A 16,408-nucleotide genomic window follows, 5' to 3' on the forward strand; every position below is an offset into this window, starting at 1 on the left:
GATAGTAAAGAGAATTGAGGTGAAACAGGTGCTTAGCCTTTTATTTAAAATTGGAAAACGAAAAAGCACTCTGGAAGAAACCGTTATAGAGATTCAAAATGGAAATCAACAACTACAAAATAAACTAATTGATGACTATAAACCTTTTATTGCGAAAAATGTTTCTGCTGTTTGTAAACGATATATAAATGAATCGGACGATGAATTTAGTATCGGCCTTATTGCATTTAATGAGGCCATTGAAAAATACTCGAAGGAAAAGGGGAGCTCCTTTTTATCGTTTAGTGAACTCCTCATTAAACGACGAGTGATTGACTACATTCGTAAAGAAGCACGAGTACGCAATATTAATTTTATCTCTAATGGTGAAACAGATGAGGAAGGCGCACAAACAAAGCTTGAGGCTCATCTATCTGTTGACGATTATCAAAGGAAAGTGGAGCAAGAACAGAGAAAAGAGGAAATTCTCCATTTTCATCAGGTATTGCAGGAATTTGGTTTGTCTTTTCAAGAGCTCCTTGAAATTTCGCCAAAACATGCAGATGCTAGACAAAATGCTATTATGGTATCAAAGGCCGTTGTAGAAAATGAAGAGCTGATGAAGACGCTAATTGAAAAGAAACACCTACCAATTAAGCAGCTTGAATCGAAGGTCTCAGTCAGTCGTAAAACGATCGAGAGAAATCGAAAATACATTATTGCAATGGCGATCATTTTATCTAGCGACTATGTTTATTTAAAAGATTATCTAAAAGGGGTGCTCGAGAGTTGAAAAAGGGGATCGTTATGGATGTGAACGATGATTATGTTACGATGCTAACCCCTGATGGTGAGTTCGTAAAAGCCAGACATACAAAAACGAGCTATGAAATTGGCGAAGAAATAACCTGTTTTCCGCTCGACGAACGGGTAAGGAATGCTTCAAAGCCGCGGTTTTTTCAGGTAAGGAAATGGCGTTATGCATTAGCAAGTTCTTTAGTTGCAATTTTATTTTTATCTTTATTTATACCTTTTTCATCGCGTGATGAAGTGTATGCATACATGTCCATTGATATCAATCCAAGCTTTGAAGTTGGTTTAGATGAAAACCTACAAGTCATAAGCTTAGAAGCTCTTAATGACGAGGCGAAAAAACTGCTTGAATCCATTCCAGATTGGAAAAATAGAAAATTAGACTCAATCACAGAAGAAATCATTGAACATAGTAAAGATAGCGGCTATCTTAAGGACGGTAAGCAAGTTCTAATTACCACGGTTGTGACAGACTCACATGATACAGATGTAGACCGTGAACTTGAGCAAGGTATTGAAGAAATAAAAGAAGAATATAAAAAAGAACAAATTGCAGTTACCTCGATAACAAGTACGGTTGAAACAAGAAAGGCTGCTCAAGAAAAGGGGATTTCAACGGGTAAACTGCTAATTGAAGAAGATAAGGTTCCTAAACCAGTAGAAGAACAGAAGGCTCCACCTGCCCGCCAAGAGAAAGAGAATCAACAGGACAAGGCCATTGAGCAAAAAAAGATAAACGAATTTAGGAACAATCAAAAACAAAAGGCTGAAGAAGTTCAGGAAGAACTTAAAGAGAAAAAAGAACAGATAAAAGAAAAAGTCAAAAACAATATTGAAAACTCCAATATGCCAGCCCACTTAAAAGAAAAAAAAATAGAGAAAATTGAAGAGAAGTGGGAAAAGAAGCAGCAGAAGCAGGAAGAAAAGGAACGGAAAAAAGAAGAGAGAGAACAAAGGAAAGAAAACAATAATCGTGGAAAAGACAGAAACCACGATCATGACGATGATTAAAGCCGAGGCATATGCGCCTCGGCTTTCGTCCATTTTATGAAGTTTTTTTATTCTCCGCCTCTTAATTGGTGTTGTGCTTGGGAAACAAGGCGCTTTGTAATTTCGCCACCTACAGAACCATTTGATCGTGACGCTGTATCTGAACCAAGTTTAACACCGAATTCTTGGGCAATTTCAAACTTTATTTGATCTAAAGCCTGTTCAATTCCAGGAACAAGCAATTTATTACTACTTCTAGCCATTTAACTCACTCCTTTTTAATTATAAACAACGTTTAATTCGTTGTATGTTTAGTATGAGAATATAATTAATTTCAATACTGGAAATGCATACTAATCATCATAAAGAAAAACGACAAAGACAAAAGCATTTAAAAGTAGACGGTAGTTTACACAAAAAAGACTTTTAATATGGTAAATAATTCTTTAATATAGAGGGATAGATTTCGCGATTAGGTTAGGGTGAAAGAAAAAATGTGGAAAAAGTTAAATTTATATTTCAATGGTCTCTCTCCAGCTCAATTAATTTTTGCATTCTATCTATTGGCTGTTACAATTTCAGTTATATTACTTAGTCTTCCTTTTGCTATCAAAGAAGGGGTAGAGGTGGCTTTCATTGATACGTTATTTACAGCTGCAAGTGCAGTAAGTGTAACAGGATTAAGTGTAATCTCAGTCAAAGATACATATACCGTTTCTGGTATTTTTATTTTGATTTTCGTTCTACAGGTAGGCGGAATTGGAATTATGACAATGGGAACCTTTATTTGGTTATTATTTCGTCGGAAAATTGGACTTCGTGAACGACGATTAATTATGGTTGATCAGAATCAATCACAGTTATCAGGTTTAGTGAATCTGCTTAAACAAATTATCATTATTATGGTCATTATTGAGTTCTTCGGTAGTTTGATTTTAGGTCTTTATTTTATGCAGTTTTTTGATACGTGGGAGGCAGCCTTCATTCATGGTATTTTTGCCGCTGTTAGTGCGACCACGAATGCAGGGTTTGATATTACAGGGACCTCTTTAATGCCATATGCGAACGATTATTTCGTGCAATTTATAACGATTATATTAATCATTTTAGGTGCAATTGGTTTCCCGGTATTAGTCGAAATCAAAGATTTTCTTTTTCAAAAGAAAGGAAGATATCGTTTTTCACTATTCACGAAGCTTACGACTGTTACATTTTTATCCTTAGTTGTTTTTGGTACGTTGATGATTTTACTATTGGAATACAACCATTTCTTTAAAGGGATGGCCTGGCATGAAACCTTCTTCTATTCCTTATTTCAATCGACAACAACAAGAAGTGCTGGTCTTGCAACGATGGATGTAAATCAATTTTCGGAGCCTACATTGTTGTTTTTAGGCGCCATGATGTTTATCGGAGCTTCACCTAGTTCTGTTGGTGGGGGAATTCGTACTACGACATTTGCGATAAATATATTGTTTTTATATCATTTTGCAAGAGGAAACAAAAATATTAAAATCTTCAAACGTGAAATTCATGAAGATGATATTAGAAAAGCACTTATAGTCACGATTTTTGCTTTTTTTACTTGCTTTATCTCTGTATTTTTATTAACGATTACTGAGGATTTTACATTTACGGAAATTTTCTTTGAGGTAGCATCTGCTTTCGGTACATGTGGTCTATCAATGGGAATTACCCCTGATTTAAGTAATTTCGGAAAAATCCTGATTATGTTATTAATGTTTATCGGACGGGTCGGTATCCTGAACTTTATCTTCATTATCGGAAAAAAAGGAAAGGATGCAAATTATCATTACCCAAAAGAAAGGCTAATAATTGGATAATACAAAAGAGCACCCGATTTGGGTGCTCTTTTGCTTAGTCGTTTCCATAGCTAGTGTCTTGTGATGGGTGCATGAATGGAACACCTTTAGGTTGTTTTTTGCTTTCAAGTAATTCACGATTCTCGGTTGTGTTCCAGCCGATATCGTTTGTCGGATGCACCCATTGGTCACCGGCCATTATTTCTGGATCCACTTCATCGCTCCAATTATTCAATGGTGAATTTGGGGAGTCATAAAGGCTATCGCCTATAACCACTCCATGTTCGTTTACAAACGGCTCCTCCATTTTAATTCCAGTACCTTTAAAGGATGGTGCGGAAATTTGATGGGGCATCGTTTCATCTAAAATTGGTGATTCAATCTCTTCTGATTGTTTTTTCTTTTTTGTCATCTTATACACCTCACATATCCATTTTCTATAGTGTTTGCAACAACCAAAAATTTATAAAATGGTGAGTTTATCGATAGGTGTATTTTACCATTTATGTAGGTAACATTCATGGTGAAAACTACAGATGAAAAGGGGGTAAAAAAATGAAACGTAAGGTGAAATTTGACGCAGCGAGAAAGAGTAATTTTACACCAAAAGAAAGTATGCCTGATACAGAATTTTCAGCAGAAGCAGATTATGAAAACCCAATGAAGGGTGCAAATCGTAATTCGAAAAAAGGAAACAGTACTGGCGAATAACCCCAAAGGCGAAAACGCCTTGAAAGAGGAACATCGACTAACTTCTGCCACGTCCTGTGGCAAACGTCGATGTCAACACGTCCTGTGTAAGTCCGACAAGCACAAGACGAGCTAGCTAGAAGGTTGCTCTTTGACCTTCTTGACGGATTTGCTTGTGACCTCGAGGGGCTAGGCGTTGGAGCTGGACGTACGAAAAAGAGTCAGCAGCGCTGACTCTTTCTTTACGAAACTTTTCGGGAATACACTTTTGCTTGTCTTTCAATTGGATCAAAATAAACGAGCAAATACGTATCTTGTAATTTAATTTCTCCCGTTTGTTTATAAGTCTCAAGATCAAATGGAATTTTTTCGACAACTGTATGCTTGTACAAATCTTTTTCTTGAAGCTTCAGTTTGCTAAATTCCTCACCTAAAGCATTCGGGTCTTCCACGACCTCCTGATAGAAGGTTGCCCGATCTTGTTTACTCACAAGGTCCTCCCACCAAGGCTTCCGTGGCTTGTATTTTTGATTTCTTAAATAATCATATTTCATGATAGCTTCGATAACTGGAAGCTGATGTTGGTTTGTCGCTTGTAAAAATTCATACAGACGCTTGAATAAATCCTCTAACTGGTGACCAATTCGAGACCATCCACGCTCGTCCCAATACGTGCCAAAGTCTTGGAAGAAATCAAATGGTGTCTCAAAACTATGAGTAACCAAAAATTCTACCGTCTCGTTCATTCGATGGTCATTCCAATACTTTTCGAGAACATCCTCAACCTGTTTAATTCTTGTTATGTCCTCAAAACTTAAAACATTATTTCCTAGAATCTCATAAGGCGAGTGATCCATATAGATATAATCATGCTGTGCAGCAGTGATTCGAACTCCAGTTCCACGAAGCATTTTTAAAAAGCCAAGCTGAAGTTCCTCAGGACGCATTTCAAACACATCATTAAATGTTTTTCGGAAGGATTGGTAATTTTCCTCAGGTAGACCGGCAATCAAATCTAAATGCTGATCGATTTTTCCGCCTTCTTTTACCATCATTACGGTCCGCTGCAGCTTCGCAAAGTTTTGCTTACGTTTAACCAATTCATTTGTTAGGTCATTTGTAGATTGAACTCCAATTTCAAATCGGAACAGCCCAGCAGGTGCATTTTTGTTTAAAAAGTCAATGACTTCAGGTCTCATGATGTCTGCTGTAATTTCAAACTGAAAAACAGTACCTGGACGGTGTTCATCAATTAAGAACTGGAACATTTCCATCGCATAGCTTCGGCTAATATTAAAGGTGCGGTCAACGAATTTAATAGTTTTAGCACCATGGTCCATTAAGAAACGAATGTCGTCTTTGACTTTTTCACGATCAAAATAGCGCACTCCAACTTCAATGGAGGAAAGGCAAAATTGGCAATTAAATGGACAACCACGACTTGTCTCAATGTATGTTACGCGTTTTGATAACTGTTCGAGGTCCTCTTCAAATCGAAATGGTGAAGGTAAATCCTTAAGATTGAGCTTATTTCGTTGTGGATTGATTTTCATGCGATCTTCTTTACGGAAAGCGACACCACTGATGTCATCTTTACTTTCATTATCACGAATCGCAGTGAGTAGATCCTTAAAGGTTTCTTCCCCTTCACCCACGACAATATAATCAACCTCTGGTATGCGCTCAAGCCATTCGTGAACGTCATAAGTCACCTCAGGGCCGCCAAGGATGATGACTAGCTCCGGATTTATTTTCTTTAGCATTTTAATGACTTTAATGGTTTCTTCAATGTTCCAAATGTAACAGCTAAAGCCGATAACATCCGGCTTTTTTCGATACAAGTCAGTAACGATGTTCATTGCTGGATCCTTAATTGTATATTCCGCAAGTGTAACATCAAATTCAGGTGCCGCAAAAGCCTTTAAATACCGAATGGACAGGCTTGTATGGATATACTTTGCATTTAACGTACTAACAACAATATTCATTCTCTTGCTCCTTATTAAAAACACTATGATTAACTTATTTATTTTACCACAGGAGGCTATTTGCACCAAATACAAGTGAATATTCCTTTGTTTAATTCTCAGAATTCATTTCAAAGTCCGACAATTTCTACTATAATAAAGAATAGTGTAACAGAGATTTTGTCGAAATATCTAAAATAGAGAAACGTAGTAAGCAGGGGGTAGGCAATTGAAGGGGTCAAAAAGAGAAAAACGGGAAAAAAACGTACATAAAAAGTCACCTACAAAACTAGCCGCATGGTGGCATAATTTGAAGATTGGCTATAAATATGGAGTGGCATTTACGATTACCATTCTTTTATTTTGTTTATCGGCTTTAATCATTTTTGTACAGCTGTATCATGTAAATAATGAAATGAAAGAAGTGAAAAAAAGCGGAGAGCAATCCATAATGATTACCGAAATTGCTAGCGTTTTCAACCAGCTAGGCAGCGAGATTAGTATTTACATACAAGATAGTAATGGAAAACATGTAACAGCATTCCACGACTTAAGTAAACGATATGACGAATTATCTGATGAACTTGAACCTTCGCTAACACCAATAGAGCTTCAGCACTATAATAAGGTTGGAGAAAATAAACAAAAGCTCACCACTTTATTTGATGAAAAAGTTTTTCCAGCGGTTGTTTCGGCGAACAAGTTAAGTTCAATAGAAGCGAGCAGGGAAGCTGAACAAATAATTAAGGATACTGTCAGACAATTGGACCAGTTGCGAGCGAACATGAAAGTCAAAAGTGAACGTGCGATTACAGTAGCAAATTCAAATGTAACTGGAACAGCTATTGTTTTACTCGTTTCAATTGTCATATCGACGATAATTGCTATTTTGAGCCTTGTGATTATCGGTCGAAATATTGGAAAGCAGCTTAAAAAATTGGTTGGAATTTCGAATCGAATTGCGGAGGGGAACCTAAATGTCGATGTCATTCAAGTAAAAGGACATGATGAAATAGGGTTGCTCAGCAAGTCATTAAATGTAATGAATGAAAGCCTTCGATCAATGATTCGTGAAATTACAACAGTCTCCGAACAAGTAACGACAAAGAGTTCCGAATTAATGATCTCATCAAGTGAAGTGAAAGCAGCGAGTCAGCAAATTGCGTCTACCGTTCAAGAGTTGTCGACAGGAGCTGAAGAGCAAGCAAATTCCTCTACGCAATTAGCTAAAATGATGGATGATTATGCTGAGAAAATTCAAACAGCAAACCAAAGTGGAATTCAAATCAATGAATCGTCTCAAAACGTCTTGGAAATGACGAAAAAGGGCCATGAATATATGAGTGCCTCAACGGAGCAAATGAATAAAATAAACAGCATCATGCAGTTTTCTGTTGAAAAGGTAAAAGGACTCGACGAACAAACGAAGCAAATTTCAACCCTTGTGAAGGTCATCCGAGATATCGCAGATCAAACGAATCTGTTAGCACTTAATGCAGCAATAGAAGCAGCACGTGCAGGAGAACATGGAAGGGGATTTGCAGTTGTTGCAGATGAGGTACGGAAATTAGCTGAACAAGTATCTCATTCAGTCAAAGACATAACTGAAATTGTAAATAGTATTCAAACCGAATCAAACTCAGTTGCTCAGGGTTTATTAAATGGGTACAGCCAGGTAGATGAAGGGTCCAAGCAAATTCAAATAACGGGTCAAACCTTCAAGGATATTTATGATGCGGTTACGGACATGGTAGAACGGATCCAAACGGTTTCTGAAAATCTTGATACAATTGCAAGCAATACACTGGAAATGAATGTATCAATTGATAATATCGCTGCCGTTTCCGAGCAGTCAGCAGCAGGCGTCGAGCAAACTTCTGCCTCTGTTCAACAGACAACGAGTACGATGGAAACAATTTCTGACCATTCAGAGCTATTATCACAATTAGCGAATAGACTTAACACTATGATTACTAGATTCAAACTATAAGGCGGGGAAAAGCCAGTGCAAATTCAAGGCACTGGCTTACTATTTTGTAAATAAAGGATTTCCAAAATGTTTCAGGGTTTTGTAAAATAAAAGTAGAGAAGGGAGTGCTGCGTGATGTATAAATATAGTGAAATGAAAACCGATATATTTGGAACCATTTATATCCTTGCACGAGAAATGGAATTAGTTGACATCTCGCTTTCTGAAGAGGACTGGGAGGTAGCTAATAAAAAGTACGATGCATCCTATGCTCCGGATGATGCTACTCTTGTAGAAATTAAAAATCAGCTCGAGGAATATTTTAGAGGGGAACGAAAGAAGTTCAGCTTCCCAATAAAATTTCGCGGTACAGTGTTTCAAGAACAGGTGTGGAATGAACTTTTGAATATTCCTTACGGTGAAACTCGCTGTTATGCGGATATTGCGAATGCCATTGATAATCCAAAAGCTGTTCGTGCGGTTGGACAAGCCAATAGGAAAAATCCAATTCCGATTGTTGTTCCATGCCACCGTGTTATTGGAAAAGACAGGTCATTAACGGGATACACTGGTACACGAACAGATTTAAAAGAAAAACTGTTGGAATTGGAAGGCGTGCTATAAAGAGCTTTCAACTCATAAAAAATCCAGTGTGCCTCCACACTGGATTTTCTTTTATTTTTCAAACACTTTATGGATTTCCGCTCTGAGATCGCCTTGTAAAATCCCTTTTTCCGTAATAATGGCTGTAATAAGTTCATTTGGTGTAACATCAAACGCTGGATTGTACACTTTTACCCCTTCTGGAGCGACGCGAACACCACCCAAATGAGTCACTTCTTCTGGATTTCGCTCCTCAATCGGAATTTCTTTTCCACTTTCTAATGTCACATCAAAAGTAGAAAGAGGTGCTGCGACATAAAAAGGAATACCGAATGTTTTTGCTAATACCGCCAAATTGAAGGTTCCGATTTTATTGGCAGTATCTCCATTTGCAGTAATTCGATCAGCACCTACGATGATGGCATCAATGCCTTTTTCCAAAATCGTATGGGCGGCCATATTGTCCGTAATGAGTGTCACATCCACACCTGACTGTAGGAGTTCCCAAGTTGTTAAACGAGCTCCTTGTAATACTGGCCTTGTTTCAGATGCATAGACTGATAGATTCATTCCATGTTGTGCTGCAAGATGGAATGGTGCTAGTGCTGTTCCATAGCGAGCTGTTGCGATCGAACCCGCATTACATATTGTTAGCACGTTAAATCCATCTTTGAATAGAGTAAGCGCATTTTCACCAATTTGGCGACAGACCCCTTCATCTTCGGCTTGAATTCGAATCGCCTCATGAACAAGTGTTGTTTTAGCTTCATTCACAGACTTTGAAGCTTCGATACTTGCAACTAATCGGTTCAATGCCCAAATTAGATTTACAGCAGTAGGGCGTGAGCTTGCTAAGTATTCTTTATCTTTTAGGAGTCTTTCCTTGAACTCATCTAAGGATGTTACCTCATAGCCTTGAGCAGACAAAGCTAATCCAAACGCAGCTGTAATACCTATCGCTGGAGCCCCACGGACTTTTAAAGTGGTAATACTTTCCCAAACATCCTCGATTGAAAAAAGGTCGATAAACACAGTCTCCAACGGAAGCTTTGTTTGATCTAATAGTTTAATATGTGTTTCATTCCACTGAACGGATTGCGGAACTGTTTTTGTGTAGGTCATGTTGTCACTCCTTAGTGAGTTTTTTCTACATAGTTTCGTAGAGTTCCAGGTTCCTTGATTGACTTGCGTTCTTGGATTAATTCTTTTCCTAAACGAAGTGCATGTTGTTTAGTTGCAATTCTTTGTTCATAGCTTTCAATGCCATCTAAGTCGGCAACATGTGCAAGGCCGATTGTTCGACGTATCACTTCACAGCCTGCAAAACCAATTGCATCTTCAAAAGTTTGCTCAAGAACATATTCCAAATAGCCTTCCGTATCACGATAAAGTTCAACCGCTTCATTTTTCCAAAGGTCTGAGAAAGTTGAAGAAAATACATCCCATGTTCTTTCGATATGTTCGTATAATGGCTCACGGTACTCAGAATCTCTTGAAATCGCATTTAATAATAGATTTGCAATAAATTGACCGATATCAAAACCGAGTGGGCCGAAATAGGCAAATTCAGGATCAATAACTTTCGTCTCGGTTTCACTAGCGAAAATACTTCCTGTATGTAAATCGCCATGTAATAGAGCATCTGCTTGCGTTAAGAACTTCTGCTTTAATTTTGCAACTTCAAGCTTTAGTGGTTGGTCAGCCCAGAGTTGTTCAACATCTTTCTGTAATTCCTCTTCGAAACTGTTTGTATCGATATCGAAAAATGGATCAGTAAAAACAAGATCCTCCGTAATTTTACAAAGATCAGGATTAATAAATTTTTGTACCAATATTTTTTTCTTTGATGGCTCTAGTCCAAAGTCTGAAGTGTAAAATAATGTTTTAGCTAAAAATGTTCCGATGTGCTCAGATAATAGCGGGAAGTTTTTACCTTCAATAAGACCTGCTCTTGAGATCTGCAAGTGGGAAAGGTCTTCCATCACAGTAATAGCTAGAATCTCATCAGAGTAATAAACCTTTGGTACAAGAGTTGGTACATAATCAGCAGCTGCTAATAATGCATTTGCTTCGATTGTTGCACGCTTTAGTGATAATGGCCAGCTTTCACCAACTACCTTTGCATACGGTAAAGCCTGCTTTATGATGATGCCATTTCCTTCTTCTTCGGTGATATGGAAAACTAGATTTAAATTTCCATCCCCAATTTCTCTACATTTTAAAAATGTTCCTTCTTCAAACAAACCTAAACGAAGGGCCAATGCCACCGCCGCGCTTTCTGTTAATGGTTCGTAAATCGATTGATATGATACTGCCATTTTATATTCCTCCAGAAGTATTAATTTAGTAGTTTGGAGGCTTCTCTAAAAACAGAAAAGCCTCTTTCATAGAAAGAGGCTTGAAGACACGGCTTCGCACCTCTTATCTGCCAAGAAGTTCTACACTTCCTGCTGGAATTAGCACCGTGCCTTGTGGGTTTCCCCAGCGCTAGAAAAAATAGCGCCCCACCTTACGATGGTTTTACGGTCGGTTGCTGGGCTTCATCGGGCCAAGTCCCTCTGCCTGCTCTTGATAAGAGATAAAACAACGATATTTAAATTTTTATAATACTGATAAAAATCATAACAATGAATATACATAATTGTCAATATACATTTTAGTTTAACGATTAATAAAAAGTAGGGCGACGGTCTTGGAAAATAGGGATTTGTTTTCTCACTTCTTGAACCTTGTTTAGGTCGATTTCCCCAACTAATGTTGTGCTTTGGGTACCGGCTTCCGCAATAATGGTTCCCCATGGATCGATAATCATTGAATGTCCCCCAAATACGTTATCAGGATTACTACCAACACTGTTACATGCAACAACATAGCATTGATTTTCAATGGCGCGGCTAAGAAGCAGTGTCCGCCAATGCTCAAGACGAGGGAGTGGCCATTCCGCTACCACGAATAAAATTTCAGCGCCGCTAGCTGTATGTGCACGAATCCATTCCGGGAAGCGAATGTCATAACAAATGACACCTGCTGCTGGTACATTTTCAATGGTAAAATCACCTTTTGCTTCGCCTGCCTGTAAATACAAATGCTCATCCATGAGCTTGAATAAATGTAGTTTGCTGTATTCACTAAGCAATTCTCCGTCTCGATTAAAGACAAACATTGTGTTTGTCACACCTTGCTCTGTCTTTTTAGCTACAGAGCCTGCGACAATATTTACAGAGTATTGTTTTGCTAATGCTTTGATAAACGTTTTTGTTTCATCGCCATTTTCGTCAGCAATCTCATCTAATCTTGTTAAATCATATCCAGTTGTCCAAAGCTCTGGAAGGATAATCATATCGGGTTTGTCTTGATTCATTGTATTTTCTATTTCTTTTGAAATTCGGTCAAAATTTTCTTGCGGTTTTCCGAATTGGATATCATACTGAATACATGCAATTTTTAGATTCATTTGGTTGCCTCCATAAAAATGATACTTTACAAGTTAACTCTAACAATATATGATTTTCAACTAATATTTCAAGTATTTTAAAGAAGGTGTAGATATGAAAAATTTCCAACAATCTGAAATCCTACAAAAATTACCGAAACAGTTTTTTGCATCACTAGTTGCTAAAGTGAACAAAGTAGTTGCCGAGGGGCATGATGTTATAAATTTAGGACAGGGGAATCCTGACCAACCAACACCTCAACATATTGTTGAAGCTCTTAAAAATGCTGCTGACCAGCCTAAATTTCATAAGTACTCTCCGTTTCGTGGCCATGCATTCTTAAAGAAAGCAGCAGCTGAATTTTACCAACGCGAATATGGTGTTGAACTTGATCCTGAAACGGAAGTAGCCGTTTTATTTGGTGGAAAGGCGGGATTGGTAGAGATTCCACAATGCCTTTTAAATCCAGGTGATGTTGCACTAGTTCCAGACCCTGGATATCCAGACTATTGGTCTGGTGTTGAACTTGCGCGAGCTGAAATGTCCTATATGCCTCTGAAGGAGGAAAATGCCTTTTTACCAGATTATACAGAAATTGATTCGGAGAAGCTTGAAAAAGCAAAGGTGATGTTTTTAAATTATCCTAATAACCCTACAGGGGCTGTAGCAACTAAGGAATTTTTTGAAGATACGGTTTCTTTTGCAAAAGAACATGATATTTGTGTGGTACATGATTTTGCATATGGTGCAATCGGTTTTGAGGGGAAAAAGCCAATTAGTTTTCTAGAAGTAGAAGGTGCCAAAGATATTGGTATTGAAATTTACACACTTTCAAAGACCTATAATATGGCAGGCTGGAGAGTGGGGTTTGCGGTTGGAAACCCAAGTGTAATCGAAGCTATCAATCTAATTCAAGACCATATGTACGTGAGTTTGTTTAGCCCTGTTCAAGCAGCAGCCGCAGCCGCATTGACTGAGTCACAGGACTGTGTAAAAGAATTAGTAGATAAATATGAATCAAGACGGAATGCATTTATTGGTGCTTTACAGTCAATAGGGTGGGATGTAAAAGCACCTGAAGGCTCATTTTTCGCATGGTTACCAGTGCCGGCAGGATACACATCGGTAAGCTTTGCCGATCTTTTACTAGAAAAAGCTCATGTTGCGGTTGCACCAGGAATTGGCTTTGGCGAATTTGGGGACCGTTATGTACGCGTTGGGCTTTTAACTGACGAAGATCGACTCGTTGAAGCTGCAAACCGCATCAAAAAATTAAATTTATTTAAATAACCGTGTTGATCAATTAATAAAAAAGGTTTGACATGAAAAATAATTCCTGTCATAATCCTAATTGTATTACTTTTTGGAAAAATTGAATAAAGGTTGAGCCTCCTATTAAGAAGGTTCAACATGTTATATAGAATCTATTTTCTTATTAAGAGCAGGCGGAGGGACTAGCCCAGTGAAGCCCGGCAACCGACTTACAAAATCGTAAGCACGGTGCTAATTCTTGCAGCGTTAAGCTGAGAGATAAGAAGATGTTAGTTTGCTAACCTCTTCTTATGAAGAGGTTTTTTGCGTTGTTTGTAACAAATTTCGAAATGAGGGTTAGACATGAGTGAAGTGATTGCTACATATTTAGTGCATGACTCGAGTGACAACTTAGAGAAAAAAGCTGAAGGTATTGCACTCGGATTAACGGTAGGTTCTTGGACTAATTTGCCGAAACTCGAGCAAGACCAGCTTAAAAAGCATAAAGGAAGAGTAATTAGTGTTGAACAATATGAAGTGGATCCACGAGCAAGTGACTACTTTGGGAAACAAGTTAAAAAGGGCATTATAAAAATTGGATACCCAAGTGCTAATTTTAGTGCGGATTTACCAGCTATCTTAACGACTACGTTTGGTAAGCTTTCTTTGGATGGGGAAGTTAAACTACTAGACTTGGAGTTTTCTAGTGAAATAAAGTCCACATTCCCTGGTCCGAAATTTGGAATTGAAGGCATCCGTGAAAAACTTGGAGTATATAATAGACCGCTCGTAATGAGCATTTTTAAAGGGGTTATTGGAAGATATATAGAGTACCTCAAGGATCAGCTTCGTGAGCAGGCACTTGGTGGTGTGAATATCATCAAGGATGATGAGATCCTCTTTGAGAACACGTTAACACCTTTTGAAACGAGAATCATTGAAGGAAAACAAGTACTTGAAGATGTGTACAAAGAAACCGGACATCGAGCACTTTACGCTGTTAACTTAAGCGGAAGAACTTTCGACCTGAAGGAAAAGGCAAGGAAAGCAGTAGAGCTTGGTGCTGACCTGTTATTGTTTAATGTTTTTGCATATGGAATCGACGTACTCCAAAGTTTAGCGGAGGACCCGCAAATTTCGATACCGATTATGGCTCATCCAGCTGTAAGTGGAACACTAACACCATCTGAATTTTACGGGTTTTCAAATCAACTATTACTTGGCAAGTTGCTTAGATATGCTGGGGCGGATCTTGTCTTGTTCCCTTCACCATATGGAAGTGTTGCACTTGAAAGAGAACAAACACTGGCGATTGCTGATGAATTAATAAAAAATGATGAGTCATTAAAACCATCATTTCCTGTTCCTTCTGCGGGAATCCATCCTGGCTTGGTGCCGCTACTTATCAATGATTTCGGGAAAGACAGTGTCATAAATGCCGGTGGCGGTGTTCACGGTCATCCTGATGGAGCAATTGGTGGCGGGAAAGCTTTTCAAGCAGCAGTTGATGCAGTGCTCTCTGGAAAGACGCTTGTAGAATATGCAGAAAATAGTCCAGAGCTAAAAAAAGCAATCGAATTATGGGGATATAAAGAGGTACAGCTATGAATAAACCAATTATCTTCTGTGATTTTGATGGCACAATCACGAATACAGATAACATTATTGCCATCATGAAAAGATTTGCTCCTCCTGAATGGGAGGAAATCAAGGATCAAGTTCTCTCACAAACAATCCCGATTCAGGAGGGAGTGAGTAGAATGTTCTCGCTTTTACCATCAGCATCGCGTGAGGAAATTACCTACTATATACTCAACCATGCTGAAATACGTGAAGGTTTTAAGGAATTTGTTGCGTTTACAAAAGAAGAGGGAATTCCATTATACATTGTTAGCGGTGGGATTGACTTTTTCGTTGAGCCTTTGCTCGATGGACTCGTTCCAAAGGAGCAAATTTACTGTAACAAATCTGATTTTACCTATGAAAAAATAAAGATTGTATGGCCATACACATGTGACGATGAGTGCACAAACGAGTGTGGCTGTTGTAAGCCAACATTGATTCGTAAGTTGGCAAATCAAGACGATTTTAAAATCGTCATTGGTGATTCCATTACCGATCTTCAAGCAGCTAAACTTGGTGACAAGGTCATTGCTAGAGACTTTCTTGTACAAAAATGTGAAGAACTCGGAATCGAACATTCTTCATTCCATTCCTTTTTTGACGTAATTGAGATTCTAAAAAAGGAGGTTCTAACAAATGCTTCGAATTAAGCAATGGACAGAGCTTGCAGATATAAAAGATGAACTTGCAGCGCGTGATTGGTTTATGGGGACAAGTGGAAATCTTGCTATAAAAGTATCCGACAATCCTATTACCTTTCTTGTTACAGCAAGTGGCAAGGATAAGAAGAAAAGAACCGATGAGGACTTTTTATTAGTGGATGGCGCAGGTTATCCGGTTACTCCGACTCATTTGAAGCCCTCAGCAGAAACACTTCTGCATGTTGAAATCTATAACAAAACAAATGCAGGTTGTAGCCTTCATGTCCATACCGTTGATAACAATGTCATTTCTGAGCTATATGCTGACAAAGGTGAGGTTGTCTTCAAGGGGCAGGAGATCATTAAAGCGCTTGGTTTATGGGATGAGGATGCAGAAATCAGAATACCAATTATCAAAAATGATGCTGATATCCCAACACTTGCAAGAAATTTTGGCAAGTATGTTACTGGGGACTTTGGCGCTGTTCTGATCCGAAACCATGGAATCACTGTCTGGGCCAAGAATGCATTTGATGCAAAAAAACATTTAGAAGCATATGAGTTTCTTTTTAGCTATCATTTAAAACTATTAGCATTAGCCCCTTTAAGGGTATAAAAATTTTAC

Annotated in this window: 16 protein-coding genes and 2 riboswitches; of the genes, 10 read left to right on the forward strand and 6 right to left on the reverse strand. The window is 38.2% G+C overall.

The features are described from left to right. The first annotated feature begins 19 nt into the window (after window positions 1–19). Together sigI and ACFSFW_RS06375 are read left to right on the forward strand one after the other, a co-directional pair. Window positions 20–772: an RNA polymerase sigma factor SigI gene (sigI, locus tag ACFSFW_RS06370; protein ID WP_099364525.1), complete on the forward strand. Its 753-nt coding sequence runs from the start codon at window positions 20–22 to the stop codon at window positions 770–772. Further along, window positions 769–1,803, forward strand: a complete 1,035-nt coding sequence (locus ACFSFW_RS06375) for an anti-sigma factor domain-containing protein (RefSeq protein ID WP_388036249.1) — start codon at window positions 769–771, stop codon at window positions 1,801–1,803. Before sigI ends, ACFSFW_RS06375 begins: the two co-directional genes overlap by 4 nt. A gap of 47 nt (window positions 1,804–1,850) precedes the next feature. On the opposite strand, the gene ACFSFW_RS06380 is transcribed toward ACFSFW_RS06375, so the two are convergent. After that, window positions 1,851–2,045 (reverse strand): alpha/beta-type small acid-soluble spore protein, encoded by a 195-nt coding sequence (locus ACFSFW_RS06380; RefSeq protein ID WP_099354122.1) that lies wholly within the window; start codon window positions 2,043–2,045, stop codon window positions 1,851–1,853. Window positions 2,046–2,276: 231 nt separating this feature from the next. Between ACFSFW_RS06380 and ACFSFW_RS06385 the strand changes: the two genes are divergently transcribed. Then, entirely contained in the window at window positions 2,277–3,626 is a 1,350-nt protein-coding gene (locus ACFSFW_RS06385; RefSeq protein WP_388036254.1) for a TrkH family potassium uptake protein, read from the forward strand. Window positions 3,627–3,660: 34 nt separating this feature from the next. On the opposite strand, the gene ACFSFW_RS06390 is transcribed toward ACFSFW_RS06385, so the two are convergent. Continuing rightward, complete coding sequence (locus tag ACFSFW_RS06390; protein ID WP_388036257.1) at window positions 3,661–4,017, reverse strand: DUF3905 domain-containing protein; 357 nt, start codon at window positions 4,015–4,017, stop codon at window positions 3,661–3,663. Window positions 4,018–4,160: 143 nt separating this feature from the next. On the opposite strand from ACFSFW_RS06390, the gene ykzP reads away from it, so the two are divergent. Continuing rightward, on the forward strand, window positions 4,161–4,316 hold the full coding sequence (ykzP, locus tag ACFSFW_RS06395; protein ID WP_099354306.1) for a protein YkzP: 156 nt from the start codon (window positions 4,161–4,163) through the stop codon (window positions 4,314–4,316). 221 nt (window positions 4,317–4,537) lie between these two features. Here ykzP and ACFSFW_RS06400 read toward each other — a convergent pair whose 3' ends face one another. Next, entirely contained in the window at window positions 4,538–6,283 is a 1,746-nt protein-coding gene (locus tag ACFSFW_RS06400; protein WP_388036261.1) for a B12-binding domain-containing radical SAM protein, read from the reverse strand. A gap of 208 nt (window positions 6,284–6,491) precedes the next feature. On the opposite strand from ACFSFW_RS06400, the gene ACFSFW_RS06405 reads away from it, so the two are divergent. Further along, the gene (locus tag ACFSFW_RS06405; RefSeq protein WP_388036264.1) at window positions 6,492–8,252 is read left to right on the forward strand and encodes a methyl-accepting chemotaxis protein; all 1,761 of its coding nucleotides are present in this window, start codon (window positions 6,492–6,494) and stop codon (window positions 8,250–8,252) included. Window positions 8,253–8,366: 114 nt separating this feature from the next. Continuing rightward, on the forward strand, window positions 8,367–8,855 hold the full coding sequence (locus ACFSFW_RS06410; RefSeq protein WP_388036267.1) for a methylated-DNA--[protein]-cysteine S-methyltransferase: 489 nt from the start codon (window positions 8,367–8,369) through the stop codon (window positions 8,853–8,855). 51 nt (window positions 8,856–8,906) lie between these two features. Here the strand turns inward: ACFSFW_RS06410 and mtnA are convergent, their stop codons facing one another. The 3 genes from mtnA to ACFSFW_RS06425 all read right to left on the reverse strand — a co-directional run bounded on the left by mtnA (window position 8,907) and on the right by ACFSFW_RS06425 (window position 12,288). Further along, window positions 8,907–9,956, reverse strand: coding sequence for an S-methyl-5-thioribose-1-phosphate isomerase (gene mtnA, locus ACFSFW_RS06415; RefSeq protein ID WP_388036270.1), 1,050 nt, complete (start codon window positions 9,954–9,956; stop codon window positions 8,907–8,909). Window positions 9,957–9,967: 11 nt separating this feature from the next. Then, entirely contained in the window at window positions 9,968–11,152 is a 1,185-nt protein-coding gene (gene mtnK, locus ACFSFW_RS06420; protein WP_388036273.1) for an S-methyl-5-thioribose kinase, read from the reverse strand. 100 nt (window positions 11,153–11,252) lie between these two features. Continuing rightward, window positions 11,253–11,412: riboswitch (SAM riboswitch) on the reverse strand. 90 nt (window positions 11,413–11,502) lie between these two features. Continuing rightward, window positions 11,503–12,288 carry a carbon-nitrogen family hydrolase gene (locus tag ACFSFW_RS06425; RefSeq protein WP_388036276.1) on the reverse strand — a complete coding sequence of 262 codons (786 nt, stop codon included), beginning with the start codon at window positions 12,286–12,288 and terminating at the stop codon, window positions 11,503–11,505. A gap of 94 nt (window positions 12,289–12,382) precedes the next feature. Here ACFSFW_RS06425 and ACFSFW_RS06430 point away from each other — a divergent pair, with 94 nt between their 5' ends. The 4 genes from ACFSFW_RS06430 (at window position 12,383) to ACFSFW_RS06445 (ending at window position 16,399) form a co-directional block, all read left to right on the forward strand. Beyond that, on the forward strand, window positions 12,383–13,558 hold the full coding sequence (locus ACFSFW_RS06430) for a pyridoxal phosphate-dependent aminotransferase (RefSeq protein ID WP_388036278.1): 1,176 nt from the start codon (window positions 12,383–12,385) through the stop codon (window positions 13,556–13,558). A gap of 139 nt (window positions 13,559–13,697) precedes the next feature. Further along, a riboswitch (SAM riboswitch) is annotated at window positions 13,698–13,805 on the forward strand. Window positions 13,806–13,882: 77 nt separating this feature from the next. Continuing rightward, window positions 13,883–15,127: a 2,3-diketo-5-methylthiopentyl-1-phosphate enolase gene (gene mtnW / locus ACFSFW_RS06435; RefSeq protein ID WP_388036281.1), complete on the forward strand. Its 1,245-nt coding sequence runs from the start codon at window positions 13,883–13,885 to the stop codon at window positions 15,125–15,127. Next, on the forward strand, window positions 15,124–15,792 hold the full coding sequence (locus ACFSFW_RS06440; protein WP_388036284.1) for a 2-hydroxy-3-keto-5-methylthiopentenyl-1-phosphate phosphatase: 669 nt from the start codon (window positions 15,124–15,126) through the stop codon (window positions 15,790–15,792). The genes mtnW and ACFSFW_RS06440 overlap by 4 nt, the downstream gene beginning before the upstream one ends. Then, window positions 15,779–16,399, forward strand: a complete 621-nt coding sequence (locus ACFSFW_RS06445; protein WP_388036287.1) for a methylthioribulose 1-phosphate dehydratase — start codon at window positions 15,779–15,781, stop codon at window positions 16,397–16,399. Before ACFSFW_RS06440 ends, ACFSFW_RS06445 begins: the two co-directional genes overlap by 14 nt. Window positions 16,400–16,408 lie beyond the last annotated feature (9 nt).

Origin of the sequence: Ferdinandcohnia salidurans (genome assembly GCF_042680725.1) — a bacterium.
In the GTDB taxonomy this organism is placed as follows: Bacteria; Bacillota; Bacilli; order Bacillales; family Bacillaceae_L; genus Ferdinandcohnia; species Ferdinandcohnia salidurans.

What these genes read in the sequence shown, in the direction of transcription:
- ACFSFW_RS06440 (WP_388036284.1), top strand. Translation starts at nt 15,124, where the DNA reads ATGAATAAACCAATTATCTTCTGTGATTTTGATGGCACAATCACGAAT.
- mtnK (WP_388036273.1), bottom strand. Translation starts at nt 11,152, where the DNA reads ATGGCAGTATCATATCAATCGATTTACGAACCATTAACAGAAAGCGCG.
- ACFSFW_RS06390 (WP_388036257.1), bottom strand. Translation starts at nt 4,017, where the DNA reads ATGACAAAAAAGAAAAAACAATCAGAAGAGATTGAATCACCAATTTTA.
- ACFSFW_RS06380 (WP_099354122.1), bottom strand. Translation starts at nt 2,045, where the DNA reads ATGGCTAGAAGTAGTAATAAATTGCTTGTTCCTGGAATTGAACAGGCT.
- ACFSFW_RS06410 (WP_388036267.1), top strand. Translation starts at nt 8,367, where the DNA reads ATGTATAAATATAGTGAAATGAAAACCGATATATTTGGAACCATTTAT.
- ykzP (WP_099354306.1), top strand. Translation starts at nt 4,161, where the DNA reads ATGAAACGTAAGGTGAAATTTGACGCAGCGAGAAAGAGTAATTTTACA.
- mtnW (WP_388036281.1), top strand. Translation starts at nt 13,883, where the DNA reads ATGAGTGAAGTGATTGCTACATATTTAGTGCATGACTCGAGTGACAAC.
- mtnA (WP_388036270.1), bottom strand. Translation starts at nt 9,956, where the DNA reads ATGACCTACACAAAAACAGTTCCGCAATCCGTTCAGTGGAATGAAACA.
- ACFSFW_RS06400 (WP_388036261.1), bottom strand. Translation starts at nt 6,283, where the DNA reads ATGAATATTGTTGTTAGTACGTTAAATGCAAAGTATATCCATACAAGC.
- ACFSFW_RS06430 (WP_388036278.1), top strand. Translation starts at nt 12,383, where the DNA reads ATGAAAAATTTCCAACAATCTGAAATCCTACAAAAATTACCGAAACAG.
- ACFSFW_RS06385 (WP_388036254.1), top strand. Translation starts at nt 2,277, where the DNA reads ATGTGGAAAAAGTTAAATTTATATTTCAATGGTCTCTCTCCAGCTCAA.
- ACFSFW_RS06445 (WP_388036287.1), top strand. Translation starts at nt 15,779, where the DNA reads ATGCTTCGAATTAAGCAATGGACAGAGCTTGCAGATATAAAAGATGAA.
- ACFSFW_RS06425 (WP_388036276.1), bottom strand. Translation starts at nt 12,288, where the DNA reads ATGAATCTAAAAATTGCATGTATTCAGTATGATATCCAATTCGGAAAA.